The sequence below is a fragment of the Pontibacter diazotrophicus genome (assembly GCF_003367245.1).
Classification (GTDB): domain Bacteria; phylum Bacteroidota; class Bacteroidia; order Cytophagales; family Hymenobacteraceae; genus Pontibacter; species Pontibacter diazotrophicus.
This window is the reverse complement of record NZ_QRGR01000038.1, coordinates 1-18,430: the sequence shown is the minus strand read 5'-3', so window position 1 is coordinate 18,430 and position 18,430 is coordinate 1. Positions and strand designations below refer to the sequence as shown.

The following is an 18,430-nucleotide window of genomic DNA, read 5'->3' as shown; positions in this document are numbered from 1 at the left end:
ATGAATGCTGAATTAAGAATTATGAATTGAAGATTAGTGAGTTACATTAATTCATAATTCTTAATTCAGCCTCCTGCTTTTTTTACTTTGTAGCCTGCGTCTTGTAGTACCTGAACAGCTTTATCGCGGAAGTCGCCCTGGATAAGGATCTCACCGTCTTTGGCAGAGCCGCCTACGCCGCATTTGCTTTTCAGCATTTTGCCCAGGTCCTTCAGGTCCTCATCAGTTCCTACAAAGCCGGCCACCAACGTGACCTGCTTGCCGCCCCGCAACTTCTTATCCAGCATGACCTTCAGGTTCTGCTGCTGCGGAGGCAGCGTTTCTGCTGTATTCTCCTGTTCGTAGTCGTAGTTAAAATCCGAGTTAGTAGAGTAAACTATTCCCTGGCGGCCTTTCTTATTTTTATCCTTCATCGTTGGCTAATTTGTGGCGTTACAACTTTTAGCGACAAGGGCTGTATGTGCACATCGAATGTAGCGGTTTTGCCCATATATTCCCCATCCGCATGGTACATCATCGGCTCCTCTGTTTCTACCTGTACGTGTTTTGTTTTAAAATATTCGGCACTGTCAGAGTGTGCCAGCTGGTTTGTGAGCATGCTGTAGCTCAGGTTCAGGGCCTTTATCAGATCCAGCCTGCGCACAAGGCACACGTCCAGCAGGCCATCCTGTATATCAGCTTCCGGGGCTATGTACGCGTTGTTACCATATTGCGCTGCATTGGCAAAAGCCATCACATAACAATCCGTGTCCAGCACACTTCCGTTGATGCTTGCTTTCACAGGCAGGTGCTTATACGTGCGCACCTCCTTCAGCACCAGCTCCACATAACTCTGTAAGCCCCGCTTCTTATTACCGGCAAAAACAGAGCTGATGTAGGCGTCGAAGCCAATGCCCGCTGTGGTTACAAATGGGTGGCCATTTATACTGCCACTGTCAATAGAGCTGATATGGCCCTCATTCAGCACACGCAAGGCACCTTCCAGGTCCATCGGCACCAGCAGGTGGCGTGCCAATCCGTTTCCTGACCCTTTCGGAAGAATGGCCATGGCTGTATCGGTATTCAGCAGTCCCCGTGCCACTTCGTTCACGGTGCCGTCTCCGCCCACCGCTACAACAATGCTGCAGCCCTGTTCTGCTGCCTCCCTGGCAAGGTCAGGGGCATGGCCCGCATAAGCAGTATAAACAATCTCGTGGCTGTATTTCTGGTGGTTGAGGTGCAGCTTAATGCGCGCGGCCACATCCACCTTACTTTTTGTACCAGAAGTAGGGTTAATGATAAAACGTATATCCGGAATTTTGCTCATGCTGTCGGCTTTGGGGCTGCTACAAAAATACCTCTTCCGGAGAAGAATAAAAAAGGGCGGCACTGCGTGCAATGATGAATTATGAATTCCGAATATTTGCTTCAGCAAAACTGTTCTTGCCTTGCTAAAGCAAAAAGTCTCCCCTCTTTGTGCTTAAGGGAGACTTTTTGCTTTAGCGGGTTTGGGACTTTCGGTGAGAACTTGCTAGCGCTGCCCTGTTGCCTACTTTAAAGGAAAAGTAAGCACCGGGATAGTAGTATGATTGACCAGATCCTCGGCGATGCTACCGCTAAGCAGGTGCGCCAGGCCTGTCCTGCCGTGCGTGGCCATCATGATGAGGTCAGCACGTATGTCGGTCGCAAAGTGCAGGATACCATCTTCTTCTATTACATCGTTGTACACATTCACGCTGTAGTTCTGAAGGCCGTACTTTTTAGCCGTGTCGTCCAGCTTTGTATAGAGGTTGCCACTTGACTCAAAAGCGCCAGGTGTGTTTATGTACACCAGGTGCAGCCGGGCTCCGAACAGCGCCTGAAAATCCTTGAACCGTTCCATGGCGTGGCGCACCTCCCGCTTAAAGTCAGAGGCCAGCACAATTTCTTGCACATCAAAGTTCGGATGCCGGTGTTTTACCGTTAACACAGGGCAATCTGCTGTGCGCACCACTTTCTCCGTGTTAGACCCTATCAGGAACTCCTCAAATCCGCTGGAACCTTTTGAACCCATCACCACCAAATCCACATCATCTTCCTTAATCGTTCTCCTGATTTTACTGATAGGTCTGTCTGCATCCACTTCCTGCACAATACCTACCCCTTCATGATCTACTGATTCAATAAACTGGTTCATCTGCGCCTTCATGGCCTCCATCAGCTGCAACACATACACATGTTGCATATTATTCGGAGTGATGACATCGCCTGTGGCACTGAAGCTCGGCGAATAAGAAGTGACTCCCTCCACCACGTGTAGCAGCTTGATACCTGCCCCTGCTTTACGGGCAATAGATACGGCCACTTCGTACGCATGGTGTGCCTCTTCTGAAAAATCGGTGGGTACTAAAATTCTTTTCATAACAGATAGTGCTTTTGGTGATTTAGTTTCTGACTAAAAGTATAGCTATTTCTTAATATAACAGATGACATTTATCACTTTATACTCCTGCGCCTCGAAGTAGTTTAGCAGCTGTGTTAGCAGCGGAACAAAACAAAAGCCCACCTTTTGCGGGGTGGGCTTTGTGTCTGGATGTGAATCGTGTTTTATCCGATACGCATGATCAGGTCAGCGGCGCGGTTAGAGTATCCGGCCTCGTTATCGTACCATCCCACTACTTTTACAAGTGTTTCGTTAGCCGAGGTCATCTCTGCATCGAATATACAAGAGTGGGTGTTACCCACGATATCCACAGAAACAATCGGATCCTCTGTATACTCTAGAATACCTTTCATGGAACCTTCAGCCGCTTTTTTCATAGCAGCGTTGATTTCTTCTTTCGTAGCAGCTCTTTTCAGCACACAGGTTAAGTCAGTCAGTGAGCCATCCGGAATTGGAACGCGCATGGCTACACCATCCAGCTTTCCTTTCAGGTGAGGCAACACAAGACCTACAGCCTTGGCAGCACCTGTAGAGGTAGGCACGATAGAAAGGGCAGCAGCACGTGCTCTGCGCAGATCTTTGTGCGGTGCATCCTGCAGGTTCTGGTCAGCAGTGTAGGCATGCACCGTAGTGATATAGCCTTTCTCTATACCGAAGGTATCGTCCAGCACTTTCGCCATTGGCGCAAGGCAGTTGGTAGTACAAGAGGCGTTAGAGATGAGGGTGTCCTCATCTGTCAGCGCGTCGTCATTTACACCAAGTACAATCGTTCTTACGTTTCCTGACGCAGGAGCTGAAATTACTACTTTGCGGGCACCAGCCTCCAGGTGGGCACTAGCGCTTTTATCATCCGTGAAACGGCCGGTAGACTCCAGTACAACGTCAACACCAAACTTGCCCCAGGGCAGGTTCTTAGGCTCACGCTCAGCAAGTACCTGAATTTCTGTGCCATTTACTATAATACCTGTTTCAGAGGACTCCACGGTTCCATCGAATCTACCGTGTACAGAATCATATTTCAGCAGGTGCGCCAGCGTCTTCGTGTTCGTAAGGTCGTTGATGGCAACCACCTCTACATTTTCCTTTTGAAGCAGCGCCCTAAATGTAAGTCTGCCGATACGGCCAAAACCGTTAATTGCAACTTTAATTTTAGACATGATAACTAGTTCTTTTAAGTTTTATTTATGATGCGAAGTTACAATATACCATATTGTAAAACCAATATTTATTTTTTATACTGATTTAAAGGTGCTTACGTTTTAAAATAAAAAAATAAAAACAGATGCTTTGCAAGTAAGAAAATACCCGTATCTTTGCACCGCAATACAGCAACAAGGCCCGTTCGTCTAGGGGTTAGGACGCTAGATTTTCATTCTAGTAACAGGGGTTCGATTCCCCTACGGGCTACACTAAAGGCCTCCAGTTCACGCTGGAGGCCTTTTTTCATTTGCTTCGGACACTATTCGGACACTAAAACCGCCACCTGTAAATTTTCCACCTCTCGATTAGACAAATAATTACTTTTTTGGAGGAGGTAAAGCTTGGGTTGTTAACCTTATTCCTTTTGTGCCCTTCCCTACTGTTTGCCTTTAGGTGAATTCATCAGTTAGCCAATGAACACCCTTTTCATGATATCTACAACGTCTCACTTACTCATCTCTAAAACAAATCATTAGTTTGATTTGTGAGACGGCAAAATAAGACGCATTACAGGCTGCAGGGGCAGGTACCGCTGCAGGTTCAACAATCTAAACATTCCAACGTTTTTTGGGAAAAGATAGGGCCGTAGCCGAGTAACTTACTCATGAGGAATGAGCTCTACTCACTTGACTCTTGAAGTAAAGCTGAATCAGTCCTTGAAGCTAAACAGTAAACCCATAAAGAGGAAGAAAAATGCTTGCGCAGACTGTAGCCATTTTTTCACTTTATTTAGCTGTTGAGTTTTTATAAAAATAGAATAAGAAATAAAATTCTTTGAACTTTCTTATTTAAAATGGAGCACCACCATGGCAGAATCCTAAAGGTAAGGTGGGCAAACCTGACCAGCTGGCTCTTTTTAAGCACTGGCGCCATTTCACTTAGCATCCAGTTCTGGTCTGCAAACTTCAGGTAGTGGATGGCCCGCGTATCGCTCAGCCATTACCTACTTTTGCTTTTCAAAACAATGCATTTCAGTGTCATGATAAATTCAGCTTTAAGTGTACCCGGTATTCATTTTCCGGAGTCTTTTCTGTAACGGCCAACGTGTATTGACCCGGATACAGCAGGTCAAGCCGTCTGCTCGTGTTGGCAAGCCCTATACCGCTGCTCTCCTCCAGCACTACCCGCTTTTCATGGTGTACCGTGTTGTGTACAACCAACTCTACTACCTCCGCCTGCTGGTGTATGGCAATATGGATGTTGCTGGGCAGCAAAGCACTTACGCCGTGCTTAAAAGCATTCTCCACATAAGGCAGGAACAACATTGGAGCAACCGGTATATCCCGTACAGGGTTTGGTTTATCAAACGTTACCGTTACTTTTTCTGTCAGCCGCAGTTTCATCAGGTTAATGTAGTCCTGCATAAACTCAATCTCCTTGCTGAGCAGGGTGGTGCCGGATTGTGTCTCATACAACACGTACCGCATCATCCGTGACAAAGTATGAAGGGCCTCCCGTGAAGTTTCGATGTTGATCATCGTGAGGGCGTAGATGCTGTGCAGGGTATTAAAGAAAAAATGCGGGTTTATCTGTGCCTTCAGAAAAGACAATTCAGAAGTAATTTTTTGCTTCTCCAGGCGCTGTCTGCTTGCCTCATCTGTTTGCCATTTCTGCACCACGCTGATGGTGGTGCTGATGCCTAACAACATAAGGGTGGTTAAAGAAAAAATAGGGTGTGGCCGGAATGAAAAATTATTTGACTGCGCCTCTATTTTATCCGGGAACGTTCTGTGCATCAGTTCAGGCAGGTTGAGCCAATAGTCAATGGCTGAAAATAAGAAGAGAACCACCACGGAGGCTCCCAAAATAGCGAGTACAAACCAACCCATCCGGTTCCGGAGCAGCAGTCGAGCCACCAGTAACTTTATGTTCAGGTAAAACAGCCCCACCCACAGGGCGAATACGAAACTCTGCTTTACCCAGAATTGAACGGGTAGCTCAATATTCCAGGCTAAGGGCTGGCACAGGAGCAGCAGCAAGCCAAGCAGTACCAGCAGTTGAATCAGGAGGTACCCGTGGCGATTAATGAAGGTGTTTGCCATTACAATGGTTAAGTTATCGAATAAAGACAAACATCAATTTAGTCTACTACGAATGCCTCTCTTTTCTGCCGAACAGGCAATTTTACCGACCGCTTGCCGCTATTTCATCTACAGTTCACTACATGGGCAGAATGTTCAACGCATATATCTAACCATCGGCTGCCATGGGTAACTCATCGGTGTTTCGTAGGAGCCAGTCTATTCTGTTTTTTGTCATGTTAAGAAAGATTTAATAATACACCACTTGCAGGTCATACAGAACTGGCTCGGTTCCGCTCTACACCAGGGCCTAACACCTTCCATAACATAGAGGTGCAGTACCGGTATGGCCGCCTGGTGTGGCAGCTTATTCCATACTACAACTACCAGTTTATCTCCCCAAGCTACTGGGACCCTCACTCAGGATTGGGAGTTAATTTTTTTAGCTAGTTAGCTAGTAAGAATTAACGTATTGAGGAGCATTAACCCCAATGTCAGCAGCACAAAAGCTATTCGTGCAACTACTAAATTCTGTTGATGTTCCATGTGCTTTACTTCTTGTTTCTATTACTCTATTCAAACATTCACTGGCAGGTCCGCCAGATTTGAACAATATGCTCAAAGAGCTTTATACTTACGCTTTATGGCCTTTGCCTGTAGCTGCCGCAGAGACTTGAGCGTTATTTTAATTTCAGCAATTTCGGCCAATAAAGCGGCGGGCACTTTCCTGTTCATCTTTGAAGCCTCAAAAAGACGCAGCAACTTCTGCCTGTTGCCAAGTTCTCTTTCTAAAATCTGAGTTGGATCCATTCTGTTATTAATTTGATGCTTCGACATAAAACCGTGGATTGTTTCTTACCTGTAACTGTTTGATAGAAGGTATGAGGAGCAGCATGCCTGCCCCTCATACCGCCTTCCATCTACTGCCTGCTCCTGGCACCGCCACGCATTCCGGCACCCTGCATGGTGCGCTCGGCTTCCTGAATCTTCTTCAGGTTTTCTTCGCCTACCAGTGCCTGTATCTTGGCATCCCTGTTCTCCGTCAGCGTGTTCATTTTGCTTCGGTCGGGCCTGCCGGTGCTTTGCTCCCGCATGGCCTTCATCTCCTTGTAGTAGTCCGTGTAAATAGCACTGAGTTCAGCCCACTGGCTGTCTGACAAGGTTATGTTCTGTTTCAGGTTTGTCGTGAGCTGCTCTACACGCTGTTCTTCAGACATATTTTGCCTGTTGCCCGGCCCTTGCTGTGCTGTACTGGTTCCGTAGATTGACAGCATCAGGGCTGCCGTTAAAATCAATCTTTTCATGTGGGTTACTGTTAAATGATTAGAAATAAAAACTATCCTTGTGGAGGGAAAGGTGTCGGCGTTCCTCCCGGAAGCGGCCCCGGGAAGTCTCGTTCCTGCGTGGGTGCCTGGCTGCCGCTGAAGTTGCGCAGGTTATAAGTGAAGGTCAGCATGAAGTAACGCTGCAACACACTCGACTGCACATCCTCCACGTAAGCGCTCGCCAGGTTGCGCTGCACACTTACATTCTGCTCCAGCAGGTCGTTCACGCTCAGGCTGATTTCGCCCTGCTGGTTCTTAAAGAGTTTTTTGCTGATGCTCATGTTCCAGAGCAGGTAGCTGTTGTCCAGGTTTTCAGACAATCCAGCGTTGTACTGGTGGTTCAGTTCTGTGCGGTACACCAACCCTTCCCAGAAAATCCAGTTGTACTTCAGGCTGGTGTTCTGATTGAAGTAGTTACTGTTCAGGACTGGCTGCAGCGAGTTGCTGACCACATTATAGGTTGAGTTGGAGGAAAGCGTAAAGTCCACGTTCTGGCTGATGTTGCTGCTAAGCGTCAGGCCAAGGCCGAAGTTGGGTGACGAGACATAGGACAATTCTCCGTTGTTCAGACCGGGCGTTCTGGTATAGCCAATGCTGCCGTGCAGCCCTAGGTTAGAACTCAGCACGTTGAGCGGCTGGCCGTAATGCGCAAAGGTGCGCAGGTTCACGTAGCCGTCCAGGTTCACAGGGCGGATAAGCTGCTGCCCCTCCTCCAGCACGGTACCGTCTTCCAGTGTCAGAGCCTCTCCTGTCGCCCTTGTAATGCTGCTGGCCATATAGTCCTGCACCAGGTTGCCGAAGAAACCGACGAAGAACACCTGATTCGTCACCATATCGAAGTTGCGGAAGCCACCCCGGAAGCTGTGCTGGTAGCTCTGTGTAAGCAGCGGGTTACCCTGCGTTAACTGCAGTGGATTGGCATTGTCAATCACACGCTGCAGTTGCTCTACAGCTGGCGCGTTGGTGCTGGTGGTGTAGTTAAAGTTCAAGCTCTTTGTGTTGGAGAACTTATAATCTACCCGGGCGTAAGGCAGCACATTGGCAAAGGTCCTGTTTAAGCTGTAGGTCTCCGGGAAGAGCCCCTCATTCTGCAGTTCCGCCACCTGGTATGCCGCATCTACCTTTAGCCGCAGCTTATCTGTGCTGTACTGGTAGCCGGTCGTGAACCGCTGCGTCAGGTACTGGCTTTCGAACCTGTTGCTCAGGGTCGTATCAAGCAAGGTATACGCCTGCGTCTCTTCTGCATAGTTCAGCGTCTGCTTATCGGAGTCTCGCCACTGGTTGCCGATGCCGTACTGCAGTTGCAGTTGCCCCCGCTCCCCCATCGGCTCGGTATAGGTCACATCCCCTGACCAAGTATAAGCTTCCCTCGAGAGAGCGGTAAATTGGTTTCTGTACTCGGATGTGCTGTCGTTTCTGTAGAAGATTGAGTTAGAGAGCAAAGAGTTCTCTGCCTCGGTATTGCTTATACTGGTGTTCAGGCTGGTAGCGAGCGTACGGCCCGGCCTGCCGAACTTGTGGCTGAAGTACAGGTTGTTTTTAAAGGTATAGCTGGCGTTATCAATGGTGGTGGCATTCTGCGTCTCGTTCAGCGCTCCGTTGTTGTTGATGGTGTTGCCGTTCAGCACATTGTCTGCGGTGTTGTGCTGCACGCTCAGGCTGGGCGTAAGCAGCAGGCGGTTGTTTTCGTTGATGTTATAGTCGAGGCGCAGGTTGAACAGATGGCTGGCGTTTGTGGTGGCGCTCGTTAAGTTCTCAGTATACACCTGCCCGGAGTCGGCGGGTAGTATATAATTTTGCAGCCGGAACTGGTTGTTTTGAATCTGCCGCTCTGTAAAGTTATAGTTGCCGGTCACCTCTATTTTGCTTCCCCACATATCGCTGTAGTTCAGCCCGAAGGTGTTGGTGGAGATAAGGCCGGTGGTGGTGCCTCCGCCAGATGGCGGGCGACGGCCGCGCATGCCGCCGCCGGGTGTTTCCCCTACCGAAAAGTCCAGCATGTTGATATTGTTGGAAAGCCCTGTCACAGTGATGCGCCTGTCCCCGTTGAAGAAGTTCAGGCTGGCGCCCAGCATATAGCGGTCGTCGGTGCCGTAGCCCGCCGACATTTTCCCGAACACGCCATTGCGTTTGTCTGCTTTTGTGACGATGTTGATGGTCTTGGCCTCGTTGCCGTCACTCACGCCGGTGAGCTCGGCCTGGTCGCTTTTCTTGTCGAATATCTCAATGCTGGCGATGACATCGGCTGGAAGGCTGCGCAATGCGGCGCTGGGGTCGTCCCCGAAGAAGCGCTTTCCGTCTACCAGCACCTGCTTCACGTCCTGCCCCTGCGCCTGCAGGGTGCCGTTGCTGATGGTGATGCCCGGCATCTTCTGCACCAGGTCTTCCGCGCTGGCATCAGGATTAGTTTTAAAGGCACCGGCATTATAGCTGGTGGTGTCTCCCTTCTGCTCCCCCAGCGGCACACGCCCTACTACCTGCACCTCCTGTATGGTGGTAGCGGCTTCCTCCAGCTCCAGCGTCCCAAGGTTGACGGAGTTCTGCTGTACCGTAACCTCCTTCACCAGCGGCTTAAAACCCAGGTAATTCACCTCCACCGTGTAGTAGCCTGGCGTTACCCTCTCAAACCGGAAATTGCCGTTGGTTTCGGTCACGGTGCCGGTTTTGTCATCAAACGTGACGCGGGTCAGCGTTACGCTGGCACCCGGCAGCGCCGTGTGGTCTTTTGCGCTCTGCACCGTGCCGTTGATACTGATTGTTCCTTGTGCCTGTGCCATATTAAGGCTAAGGAAAAGCACAAAAAACAACAACAATTTTGCAACTACTCTTAGCTTATTCATATCGTTTGTGAGATTAAAAAGGAAGCCTTTGTCCATGTGAAACCCGCTAAGGATAAAGTCATGGAAAATGACGAGCCCTAGGGTGACCTGTTGGTTACTGTCTTCTGACCGCAGTTGGCACGGAAGTCAGCGCTAACAGGGGTATAACAGTTCAAGCCTTTCATAGAACCCAATGCTTATCGTTTAAGGTGAAGGATTTTCCCTCTCTGGTAAGCAAAGGTGGTTTATTATGGAAAGGAAGGAAAGGAAAATGAGAGTGAGGCGGACAAAGGCGAGGGTGAGGCGGACAGGCACTTGCTTAAACAAAATTGCCTTTCCGGCTTTATGTCGTTGCATAACCCGGAAAGGCAATTACTCTACAAGAAAAGCGGGTGCTATCGCCCTGCAAGCCAGCTGAGAAACACCGGGCTTTTGGTCTTGCTCACGATCACGTCCTCCTCAAAGGGGACCGTAAGGGCCACGTGCAGTTTACGTCCGAAGTAGTGCGAGGCCTCCCTTACCGCCTTCTTATGCACCAGGTGCTGCCTGTTGGCTCGAAAGAAATCAGGCCCCAGCATGCTCTCCAGCTCATCCAGCGTATGGTTCACCACAAAACTCTTCTGGTCGAAGCACACTGCCCGCGTCAGCTGGTTTTCCACGTAGCACAGGGCAATATCCGCCGTCGGCAGCGGGATGATCTTGTCGCGCTGGTACACCAGTATAGAGCTGCGTTTTGGGGCGAGCCTCCGCTCCAGCAGCTCAAAAAGGCCTTCATACGACGTCTCTGTTTTGGTGAGGCTTTTCTGCAACTGCCTGTACTTGTGCAGCGTGTTTTCAATCGAGTCCCGCGTGAAAGGTTTCAGCACATAGTCTATCCCGTTGGCGTTGAAGGCATCCAGGGCATACTCGTTGTAGGCCGTGCAGAACACCACTGGTGCGGAAATAGGCACCGCCTTGAAAATCTCAAAACTCAGGCCGTCACCCAACTGGATGTCTGAGAAAATCAAATCCGGGAAAGCACCTTCCTTAAAATAAGCCACCGCCTTTTTCACAGAGGGCAGCACGGCCTCTATCTGTATGGAGCTGTCGACCTGCAGCAGGGTGTCTGCCAGGTCCTCTGCCGTCAGCGGCTCATCCTCGATTATAACTACTTTCATTTGTCTAAAATTGGCAGTTGCACGGTGAAAAATTCCTCAGAGTCCACAATGGTGATTCCCTCCCCGGAAAGCACCTTATACCGCTCGGTCAGGTTACGGAGGCCGATGCCGGACGAGGGCTCGTTTACCAGCTTTGGCTTTTTATTGTTCCGCACCACCAGGTGTCCGTTTTTATTATAGGTGAAGTGAATGCGGAGTGGTTCCTCTTCTGTGAACCCGTTGTGCTTGATGGCGTTCTCCGCCAGCAGCTGCAGCGAAAACACCGGCACATAGGCTGTCTCCTTCAGCTTCGGAGGCAGGTCTATTTTGTAGCTGAAGGCATTCCTGAACCTTACTTTCTGCATCTCGAAGTAATCCACGCACAGCCGCAGCTCCTCCCCCAGTGTCACCGTATCCCGGGTATTCGAAAGTGATGCCCGCAGGAAGTCAGAGAGCCGCAGCAGGTAATCCTCCGCCTCCTGCGGCTGCTTCCGGATTAGCGTCTTGAGCGTGTTCAGGGAGTTAAACAGGAAGTGCGGCTGCAGCTGGTGCTTCAGGTGCTGGTGCTGGGCCTGGATGCTGTTCATCTTCAGCTGCGTGTTCTCCAGCTCCACCTGCGCCTTGTTCCGCTGCAGCACCACTAGGTCCAGGATAACAAGCACAATGATGTTGTTGGTGAGGGCGGCGATGAGCGGAAAGAAAAGCGCTCTCCCGTACCTGGGGCCAGGGGTAAAGTTTCCCCGCACCAGGAAGTAAAGCGAGATAAGCAGAAACATGCCCAGGAAGCTGGCAGTGTAGCGGATGATGCTTTTCTTCCGGTCTTTTAAGGGTAGCTTTCTGAACCTGTCGTAAAGCAGGATGTTCATCACCCAAAGAACAAGCATCATCAGCGTTGCCATGAGCACGCTGAAGGCAATGTCCACCGGCGGGCGCTCTCCCATTAGCCTTGGCCCCGGCCCCATACGACCGGGAGGCGGCGGCGGAGCCACAAAGGAAAGGTGAGAATGAATCAGCGAAGGTAAGACACTGAACACCCCAAAGAACAAAGAGGTCAGAACCGCTACGATAACCAGGTCCTTTATATAACTTTTCTGCTTATACATCATGCTTCTTTGAACCCACAAGAGGGCATTGCCTTTCTCTGCGCTGATACTATTTTAAATAAACCCCTGCTAAAAGCAAAAGCAAGATACATCCTGTCGGCCACTTCACCGCTTCTTTCAGTCCGAGGCAGGCAAAAAGGCACCTGAAGCAGAGATAACTTCTCCCTCAGATGAGGAAAAAGAAAAGCCTGGCAACATAAGGCCAGGCTCCTCAAAATGCAGCGGCCAAGCTGTAAGTAAACAAATATTATGCTGTTCGTCCGGCAAAAGGGAACTCCTTAACCGGTTAGTTCTTTAGTAGTCGCTGTCAAGGGTTGGGTCAAACCGCCACAGGTCGTCGAAGCGGTAGGTCCCGCTGGCGCCGGTGGCGATGTAGCCGTAGTTCCCGATGGCGAAGCCAACCGCCGCCTCCCGGGGACTTCCCTCAAAGGGGTCTTTCTGCACCCACAGGTCGCTGGCCACGTCATACTCCCACACATCAGAAAGCGCCGCGCCGTTTGTTCCGGAAACCAGGTAAGCCTTATCGTTCACAACAAAGGCAGTGGCAAAGGCTCTTGGAGAAGGATACGCCTCCCCTTCACGCGCCGTCTCATTCAGGTTCTTCAGGTTTCGCCAGCTGCCCGTAGCAGGGTCATACTCCAGCAGGTCCGACTCAAAAATCCCGTTGTTGCGTCCACCGCCGATGTAGCCCTTCCCGTTGAATACAAAAGCAAAGCCATTTACGCGCTTGGCACCAGAGAGGCCCACTTTTTCCACCCACGTGCCGGAGGCCGGGTCGTACTGCCAGAAGTCCTTCAGGTAGTTGCCGTCATAGCCAGCGCCCACATAACCTTTCTCGTCAATTGACATGGCCACGGCACCATAGCGGGCAGAGCCCGCGAAGTCCGCTATCTGCGTCCAGGTGTCTGTCGCCGGATCGTACTGCCAGAAGTCTTTCAGGTTGTTTGTGCCATCGTAGCCCGTGCCAATGTAGCCCATTCCGTTTGCTGCAAAGCCCACTGCGCCACTGCGCGCCGCACCAGGAAAGTCCGCTTTCCTAAACCAGGCATTCTGGTCCGGGTCGTACTGCCAGAAGTCCTGCAGGCGGGCAGAGCCGCTGTGGCCGGTGCCCATATAGGCCTTGCCGTCGATGGTGAAGGCGACAGCGGCGCTTCGCGCCACGCCGGCAAAGTCTGACCTTTTCTCCCAATCTCCCAGCACAGCCTCATCATCACTGTCACTGTCACAGGAAGATAGGGTGCCAAGCGTGAAGCCCACAAAGATCAGTGTAAGCAAAAATCGAAGGGTGATATTCATTTTCTTCATTTGTGTAGTAAGTAATATGATAAACTTTATTTGGTTTTAGTGTAGTAGATTTTAAGCTTGACCCTTTGTGTAATTTGCCCTGGCCCTCCCACCGCAAGCCGGTTAACTGTTTGGGTAAAGGCGCTGGCAGGGGCGGCCAGCATCAACGTTTCACTGTAGTTGCTTCCGCTGAGCCTGTTGATGAGGTATTCCGTGATATTAAACTGGTACCTGCCCATGGTGCCGTATTCGTTTCCTTCTGCATAGAACGCCTCCTGCACCGCCTCTATCGAGTAGTTCTTATAAAGCGGATAGATGGGTTTGTTGCCCTGATAAGTCTCATACAGCGCAAGGGTGGCAGGCAGCGGAAACGGGTATTGGGTGGTGTTGGCAATGGGACTTACTTCCAGCACGGCCGAGCTGATGAGGGCCGGTTCCACTGTGTTCAGCAGGTTCGTCAGATACGGAAAGTCCAGCCTGATCATCAGGCCAGTGCCTGACTGTGCAAAAGCCATGTTTTCTGCTGCTGTGCTTGCAACCGCCGCCCCTCCCCGCGCTATACCGTTCAGGTAAGATGAGCTGAAGTCGGTGCTGAGCTGGTTGTACTGCGTGGTTCCGGTCGTGACCGGGAAGTCATGGTAATAGTGAAGGATACTTTCTTCAGAAGGCACGGAATAGTAAAGCCTCAGAACGGCACCTGTGGCATTAAACCCAAGCACTGCCCCGGAGGCACTTAGCCTCATGCCCCTGAAATAATCCAGGAAATTGGTGGCGCTTGTCAGCTTCAGGTCTGCCTGTTGCTTTAAGCGCAGCCATTCCCGCCCCATCTCGTCCGGCAGCGGCACCAGTACGCTGTCCCCACTGGTAGGCCTTGCCTTGAAAGTATAACTGCTGAGCGGTGCCGCCTCTGCCTTCGTGTGACTGGTGTTATATAAGCCGCTGCTCGTGTAGAAATAAGAGCTGGCTTCCTCCGAGCCTACCTGAAGCGGGAGGCTTTGGGCCGTGATGTTTTCCTGCAGCCTGTAAGCCTCCAGAGTAAAAGTCTGGGCGGTATCTCCGTAGCTATAGGCCGAGTAAGGCAGAATAAGCCTGATGGAGTCGAAGACAGCCGCATCATCCAAAGACCATGCCTCCCCCAGCCCCACCTGAAAGTAAGCGTCGGCTGTTGTTTCACCTACCAGGGCATCGGTATACTGCCCCACTAGCAGGGCACCCGTTCCGGATGTTACAACAGAATCAAGCCACACCGTCGATACATCCACGGTAACGGTATCAGTAAAGTAGGCGGAGAGGTTATCTTCCACTAAGCCCAGCCCTACCTCATTTGCATCTTCGCAGGAGGTTAGCAGTATTGATGCTGACAGCAGCAGGCAAAATGTAAAAGACCTGTTGTACGCGGTCAGGAGTTTTCTTTTCATCTAAAATGGTATTTATAGCAAAAGGATCCGGCTTGCCTTCAGGGCAGGAAGCTTCTCTGCTTTTGATGTACAGTATATCCTGAGCAGGCGAAAAGCCCCGTTTGAGTAGCACCGTAGCACAAATCCTGAGGCAAAGGTGGGCTATAGCAAGAGGGGTATCAATGGAAAAGTAACTGAAGCGGACAAAATGAGCGGTGAAATGAACGGAATACACGTTCGAAAAAGAAGGCTTCCCTTTGTATGAGTTTTGGGACTGAGACATAAAGCCTGAAGGAGCCTCCCTTCATCAGAAAGGATGTCCCTGGTGATGTGTGGTACCAGCAGGTGCAGGTACAGGAGTAAACAGCGTTCCGGCAGCACGGACTGAATGGATACCAAAACGATAAATACGGATCGTGTTATAGTCAAGAGATCACATGTTAAATGAACTTGCTACACTTGACTGGAGGCTTTTGATAGGCAGATTTACTAAAAGCACTAAATTTGACTATTAGAGAAAGACGAGTATTCGACGCCTCCTTCAAGCGGATGGCCATTAACCTCTCCTATGCGAGGGGATCGGTAAAAGAGCACAAAAAAGAGCTTGTCTGCACTGCCCTTCATGCTCATGGAAGCATGTTCTGAGAATTTCTCAAACACACGAGGCTTGCCTTTCAGGTCGTACCGAGCATGATATTGCCTCCATAGCACATCAAACTCCTCAAGTAAAATGAAAACTCCTTTACGTTCAAAGACGTTAAACTCACCATAGAGCGGTCTTCGGTTTGGCTTTTTTTCAGGTAGTGCAAAACCTTAAAAGCTTTGCCGGGGCCGCTTTAGTTCGTTTTTATCTCGTAATTGATTTATCGTAATAGCCTTTATTACTTATTGCCGTTGCAATGCTTGTTTAACTGTTTCTTTGTTGGGTTTAGAGACGGGTATTTTTTCTCCAGATGTTAGGAGTAGGATACCACCATCTTCTTTTAACCAGCTTTTTACATATTTTGGATTTACCAAATGACTTTGATGAGTTCTTAAAAATCCGTTAGGGCGCAGTAAATCTGCATATTCTTTAAGCGATTTAGAAACCAATATTTTTTCGCTATTGGCCAAAAAGAAATAGGTATAAGTATTATCTGCTTCGCAACGTATAATTTCTGATAAAGTAACATACCGTGTTTCGCTTTGCATTTGTATGGCAATTGTGCTAACGTGCGTATCCGTTTTTTTCAATTGTTGCAGTAGAAAATCGAGCTGAGAAGTCTGTATTTGTGTTGCCAGTTTATATTCAGCTTTATTTACCGCATTTATCAATTCTTCAATATCAATAGGTTTTAAGAGATAATCTAAGGCGGCAAACTTTACAGCTTGTATGCCATATTGATCGTAAGCGGTCACAAAAATAACCTCGAAATTACGCCTTGGAAGGAGTTTCAGTACATCAAAACCTGTCTGCTCGCCCATTTGAATATCCAGAAATACTAAATCAGGTAAATACTTTTCAATAGCATCAACCGCAGCACTTACACTTTGCGCTGTTGCCATTATAGTTACCTTCGGACAGTGCTTTTCCAGCAGAGTCCGAAGGTTTTCTAAGTTGGAAATTTCGTCATCTATTAAAATTGCCCTCATTATGTTATAGCCAATCGGATAATGTTAAGCTTACTTTAGTGCCGTTAGTGGCTGATTGTATAGCCAGCGTAAAGCGATTTTCTTTGTAAATGCTGTTTAACAGTGCTACTCTGCTTTCACTTAATAGCAAACCCAAGCCATTGTTCTTTTTTTCAGTGTCAAATCCGTTTCCATTATCGGTAACGGTTAATGCCAAATCATTTGCCTTCTTAATAAATGTGATGTTAATTTTTCCATCAGTAGCTTTTTTCGATATGCCGTGCTTCACCGCATTTTCCACAAAAGGTTGTAGCAGCATACTTGGTATTTCTATATTTTCTAAATCTAAGTCTTCGGAGTGATTAATTTCGTACTTAAAGCCGAACCGCAATTGCTCCATTTGCAGGTAATCGTCCAGTAAAGTTTTTTCCTGTGACAAACTAATCAGTTCCTTCTCGTCAAGTACGTTACGGGTTAATCGGGCAAATTTAGAAAGGTATTTATTGGCATTATCTATTTCGTTTTTGTTCATTAAATTTTGAATGCCAGAGAGTGCATTGAACAGAAAATGAGGGTTTAATTGAGAACGAATAGAGTTAAGTTGAAGTTTTGCCGTATTTTTTTGCTGCTCTTCTTCTGCTAGCTTTCTTTTGTTTCTTTTTTTTGTGAAGTAATGAATATTAAGAAAGACTAATCCAATAGAAAATGCGACGATGAGCGTATATATTCATAATTCTTTTTTGGTGTAGTTTTCTTCATCTAAAGTTATAGAGAGCGTATGTCTGGTTATATACTTTTCTATGTCATTTGGTAACATATCGCAATCTCTGCATCCAGTCCATTTAATCAACGGCTGAATGATGATTTCATAATCTCCTGACTTTTTAAAAACGTTTTTGTCGATATTTATATAAGGTAAAAACTCATGTTCTTCAACGTAGCCGCCATATTGCCAGGCAGTGGATTCGAAAATTATTTTATTTGTTTCCTTGTCTCTTATGGAGGTGTAGTAGAGATAGTCTATAGCTGGTTTGTCCGATACAATTGTTAGTTCGTCGTCTTTTTCAGTGAAAGTAAGGTCTGTTCTTACTATTGGTTCGGTAATGTAGCTGTAGTCAACGCCCTTTTTAACTGCAAAACGCTTTGCAAAGCCTTTGATTTTCGCTCTCGGAATGGGCTTCCCGTAAAAAACAGATTTGTCAATATCGAGAGGCTTTTCGATGCTGTAAATTAGTGTTGTGATAGTTTTGCCTTTTATAGGGAAAATACCAAGTGTTGTAGAGCTGAATGCTTCGTGTGGATCTATATCAACATCTTTTAGTTGCGCTTTGTTGATTGGCTTGTTTACCACTAGTGGTTTGTCATCCACCAAAATTGTGTAGCGATAATGCTGTACACTATCATTCTTTCTAAAATAAATTTGGATGCTTATATTGTTGACTTCAGGCAAATAATTAAAGGAGGTGCGAGGTTGGTTGGGGAATATAGTGTTGTAATAAACGTTTTTGGCTGCACTATCCACACTCATGAGTAGCTTTCCTCCAGCAGCGTACGTTCTGGAAAAATCGATGCCTTTTTGTGCATTTACTGTAGATACCGCAACAATGAAGCTGAGAAGTATGAAGATTATCTTTTTCATAATGTTAAGTTTTATTTTCATCTAACTTATGGCAATAATAGCCAAACTAAAACCATGAAACAGGGAATGCAGTGTTTGAAATAGTATATATATTGTTTTGTGCAGTATTTAAACATTGCAAAAATAGTATATAACGGATAAATGTGGTTAACGACAGCAGATGCCAGCTTTCATGCTGGCCAACAAACGTGGCGAAAAAGCATTTTCACTGAATACACAATTTCTTTGGGCACTTTTGGACAGCTAAAAATTTCCAAATCTAACAGCTTTAAGCTTTGTTCATCCAGGTCTTATATTTAACATATAAGGCGTTATGAAACCTGTAAGGCTCCCCTAGATGAGGAACCTTCCTTGTTTGTGGCCTATAAGGCTAGGTTATGAACTGTGTCAAAAAGCAAGTGTTTTCGTCTGTTTTTTAGCAGTTACATTCAACTATTTGCACAGTAAACCTCCCCTGAATTTACGATACCAAACACCTGCTTAAGTAGTTTATT

Annotated in this window: 15 protein-coding genes and 1 tRNA gene; 1 reads left to right on the top strand and 15 read right to left on the bottom strand. The window is 48.0% G+C overall.

What is annotated here, in order from left to right; all coding sequences use genetic code 11:
• Nucleotides 1-65: 65 nt before the first annotated feature.
• The 4 genes from DXT99_RS23740 to gap all read right to left on the bottom strand — a co-directional run bounded on the left by DXT99_RS23740 (nt 66) and on the right by gap (nt 3,558).
• The gene (locus DXT99_RS23740; RefSeq protein ID WP_115568088.1) at nt 66-413 is read right to left on the bottom strand and encodes a translation initiation factor; all 348 of its coding nucleotides are present in this window, start codon (nt 411-413) and stop codon (nt 66-68) included.
• Entirely contained in the window at nt 410-1,306 is an 897-nt protein-coding gene (locus tag DXT99_RS23735) for a diacylglycerol/lipid kinase family protein (RefSeq protein ID WP_115568087.1), read from the bottom strand. Before DXT99_RS23735 ends, DXT99_RS23740 begins: the two co-directional genes overlap by 4 nt.
• A 222-nt stretch (nt 1,307-1,528) precedes the next feature.
• A complete protein-coding gene (locus tag DXT99_RS23730; protein ID WP_115568086.1) occupies nt 1,529-2,380 on the bottom strand; it encodes a universal stress protein in 852 nt (283 codons plus the stop codon).
• 185 nt (nt 2,381-2,565) lie between these two features.
• Entirely contained in the window at nt 2,566-3,558 is a 993-nt protein-coding gene (gene gap, locus DXT99_RS23725; protein WP_115568085.1) for a type I glyceraldehyde-3-phosphate dehydrogenase, read from the bottom strand.
• A gap of 178 nt (nt 3,559-3,736) precedes the next feature.
• Here gap and DXT99_RS23720 point away from each other — a divergent pair.
• A tRNA-Glu gene (locus DXT99_RS23720) sits at nt 3,737-3,808 on the top strand.
• A gap of 770 nt (nt 3,809-4,578) precedes the next feature.
• Here DXT99_RS23720 and DXT99_RS23715 read toward each other — a convergent pair.
• From DXT99_RS23715 to DXT99_RS27410, 11 genes are all read right to left on the bottom strand, one after another.
• The gene (locus DXT99_RS23715; RefSeq protein ID WP_115568131.1) at nt 4,579-5,643 is read right to left on the bottom strand and encodes a sensor histidine kinase; all 1,065 of its coding nucleotides are present in this window, start codon (nt 5,641-5,643) and stop codon (nt 4,579-4,581) included.
• Nucleotides 5,644-6,240: 597 nt separating this feature from the next.
• The gene (locus DXT99_RS23710; RefSeq protein ID WP_147294293.1) at nt 6,241-6,432 is read right to left on the bottom strand and encodes a hypothetical protein; all 192 of its coding nucleotides are present in this window, start codon (nt 6,430-6,432) and stop codon (nt 6,241-6,243) included.
• A 110-nt stretch (nt 6,433-6,542) separates the two neighbouring features.
• Nucleotides 6,543-6,926 carry a hypothetical protein gene (locus DXT99_RS23705; protein WP_115568083.1) on the bottom strand — a complete coding sequence of 128 codons (384 nt, stop codon included), beginning with the start codon at nt 6,924-6,926 and terminating at the stop codon, nt 6,543-6,545.
• Between the two features lie 32 nt (nt 6,927-6,958).
• Nucleotides 6,959-9,724 carry an outer membrane beta-barrel protein gene (locus DXT99_RS23700; protein WP_246000988.1) on the bottom strand — a complete coding sequence of 922 codons (2,766 nt, stop codon included), beginning with the start codon at nt 9,722-9,724 and terminating at the stop codon, nt 6,959-6,961.
• 437 nt (nt 9,725-10,161) lie between these two features.
• On the bottom strand, nt 10,162-10,923 hold the full coding sequence (locus tag DXT99_RS23695; RefSeq protein WP_115568082.1) for a LytR/AlgR family response regulator transcription factor: 762 nt from the start codon (nt 10,921-10,923) through the stop codon (nt 10,162-10,164).
• The gene (locus DXT99_RS23690) at nt 10,920-12,008 is read right to left on the bottom strand and encodes a sensor histidine kinase (RefSeq protein WP_115568081.1); all 1,089 of its coding nucleotides are present in this window, start codon (nt 12,006-12,008) and stop codon (nt 10,920-10,922) included. The genes DXT99_RS23695 and DXT99_RS23690 overlap by 4 nt, the downstream gene beginning before the upstream one ends.
• Before the next feature lie 291 nt (nt 12,009-12,299).
• Entirely contained in the window at nt 12,300-13,310 is a 1,011-nt protein-coding gene (locus DXT99_RS23685; protein ID WP_246000986.1) for a Kelch repeat-containing protein, read from the bottom strand.
• 26 nt (nt 13,311-13,336) lie between these two features.
• Nucleotides 13,337-14,707 (bottom strand): DUF4270 family protein, encoded by a 1,371-nt coding sequence (locus DXT99_RS23680; protein WP_115568080.1) that lies wholly within the window; start codon nt 14,705-14,707, stop codon nt 13,337-13,339.
• An 864-nt stretch (nt 14,708-15,571) separates the two neighbouring features.
• Complete coding sequence (locus tag DXT99_RS23675; RefSeq protein ID WP_115568079.1) at nt 15,572-16,318, bottom strand: LytR/AlgR family response regulator transcription factor; 747 nt, start codon at nt 16,316-16,318, stop codon at nt 15,572-15,574.
• A 4-nt stretch (nt 16,319-16,322) separates the two neighbouring features.
• Complete coding sequence (locus DXT99_RS27415; RefSeq protein ID WP_262511379.1) at nt 16,323-16,889, bottom strand: sensor histidine kinase; 567 nt, start codon at nt 16,887-16,889, stop codon at nt 16,323-16,325.
• Nucleotides 16,890-17,024: 135 nt separating this feature from the next.
• Nucleotides 17,025-17,936, bottom strand: a complete 912-nt coding sequence (locus tag DXT99_RS27410; protein WP_220273439.1) for a hypothetical protein — start codon at nt 17,934-17,936, stop codon at nt 17,025-17,027.
• Between the last annotated feature and the right edge of the window lie 494 nt (nt 17,937-18,430).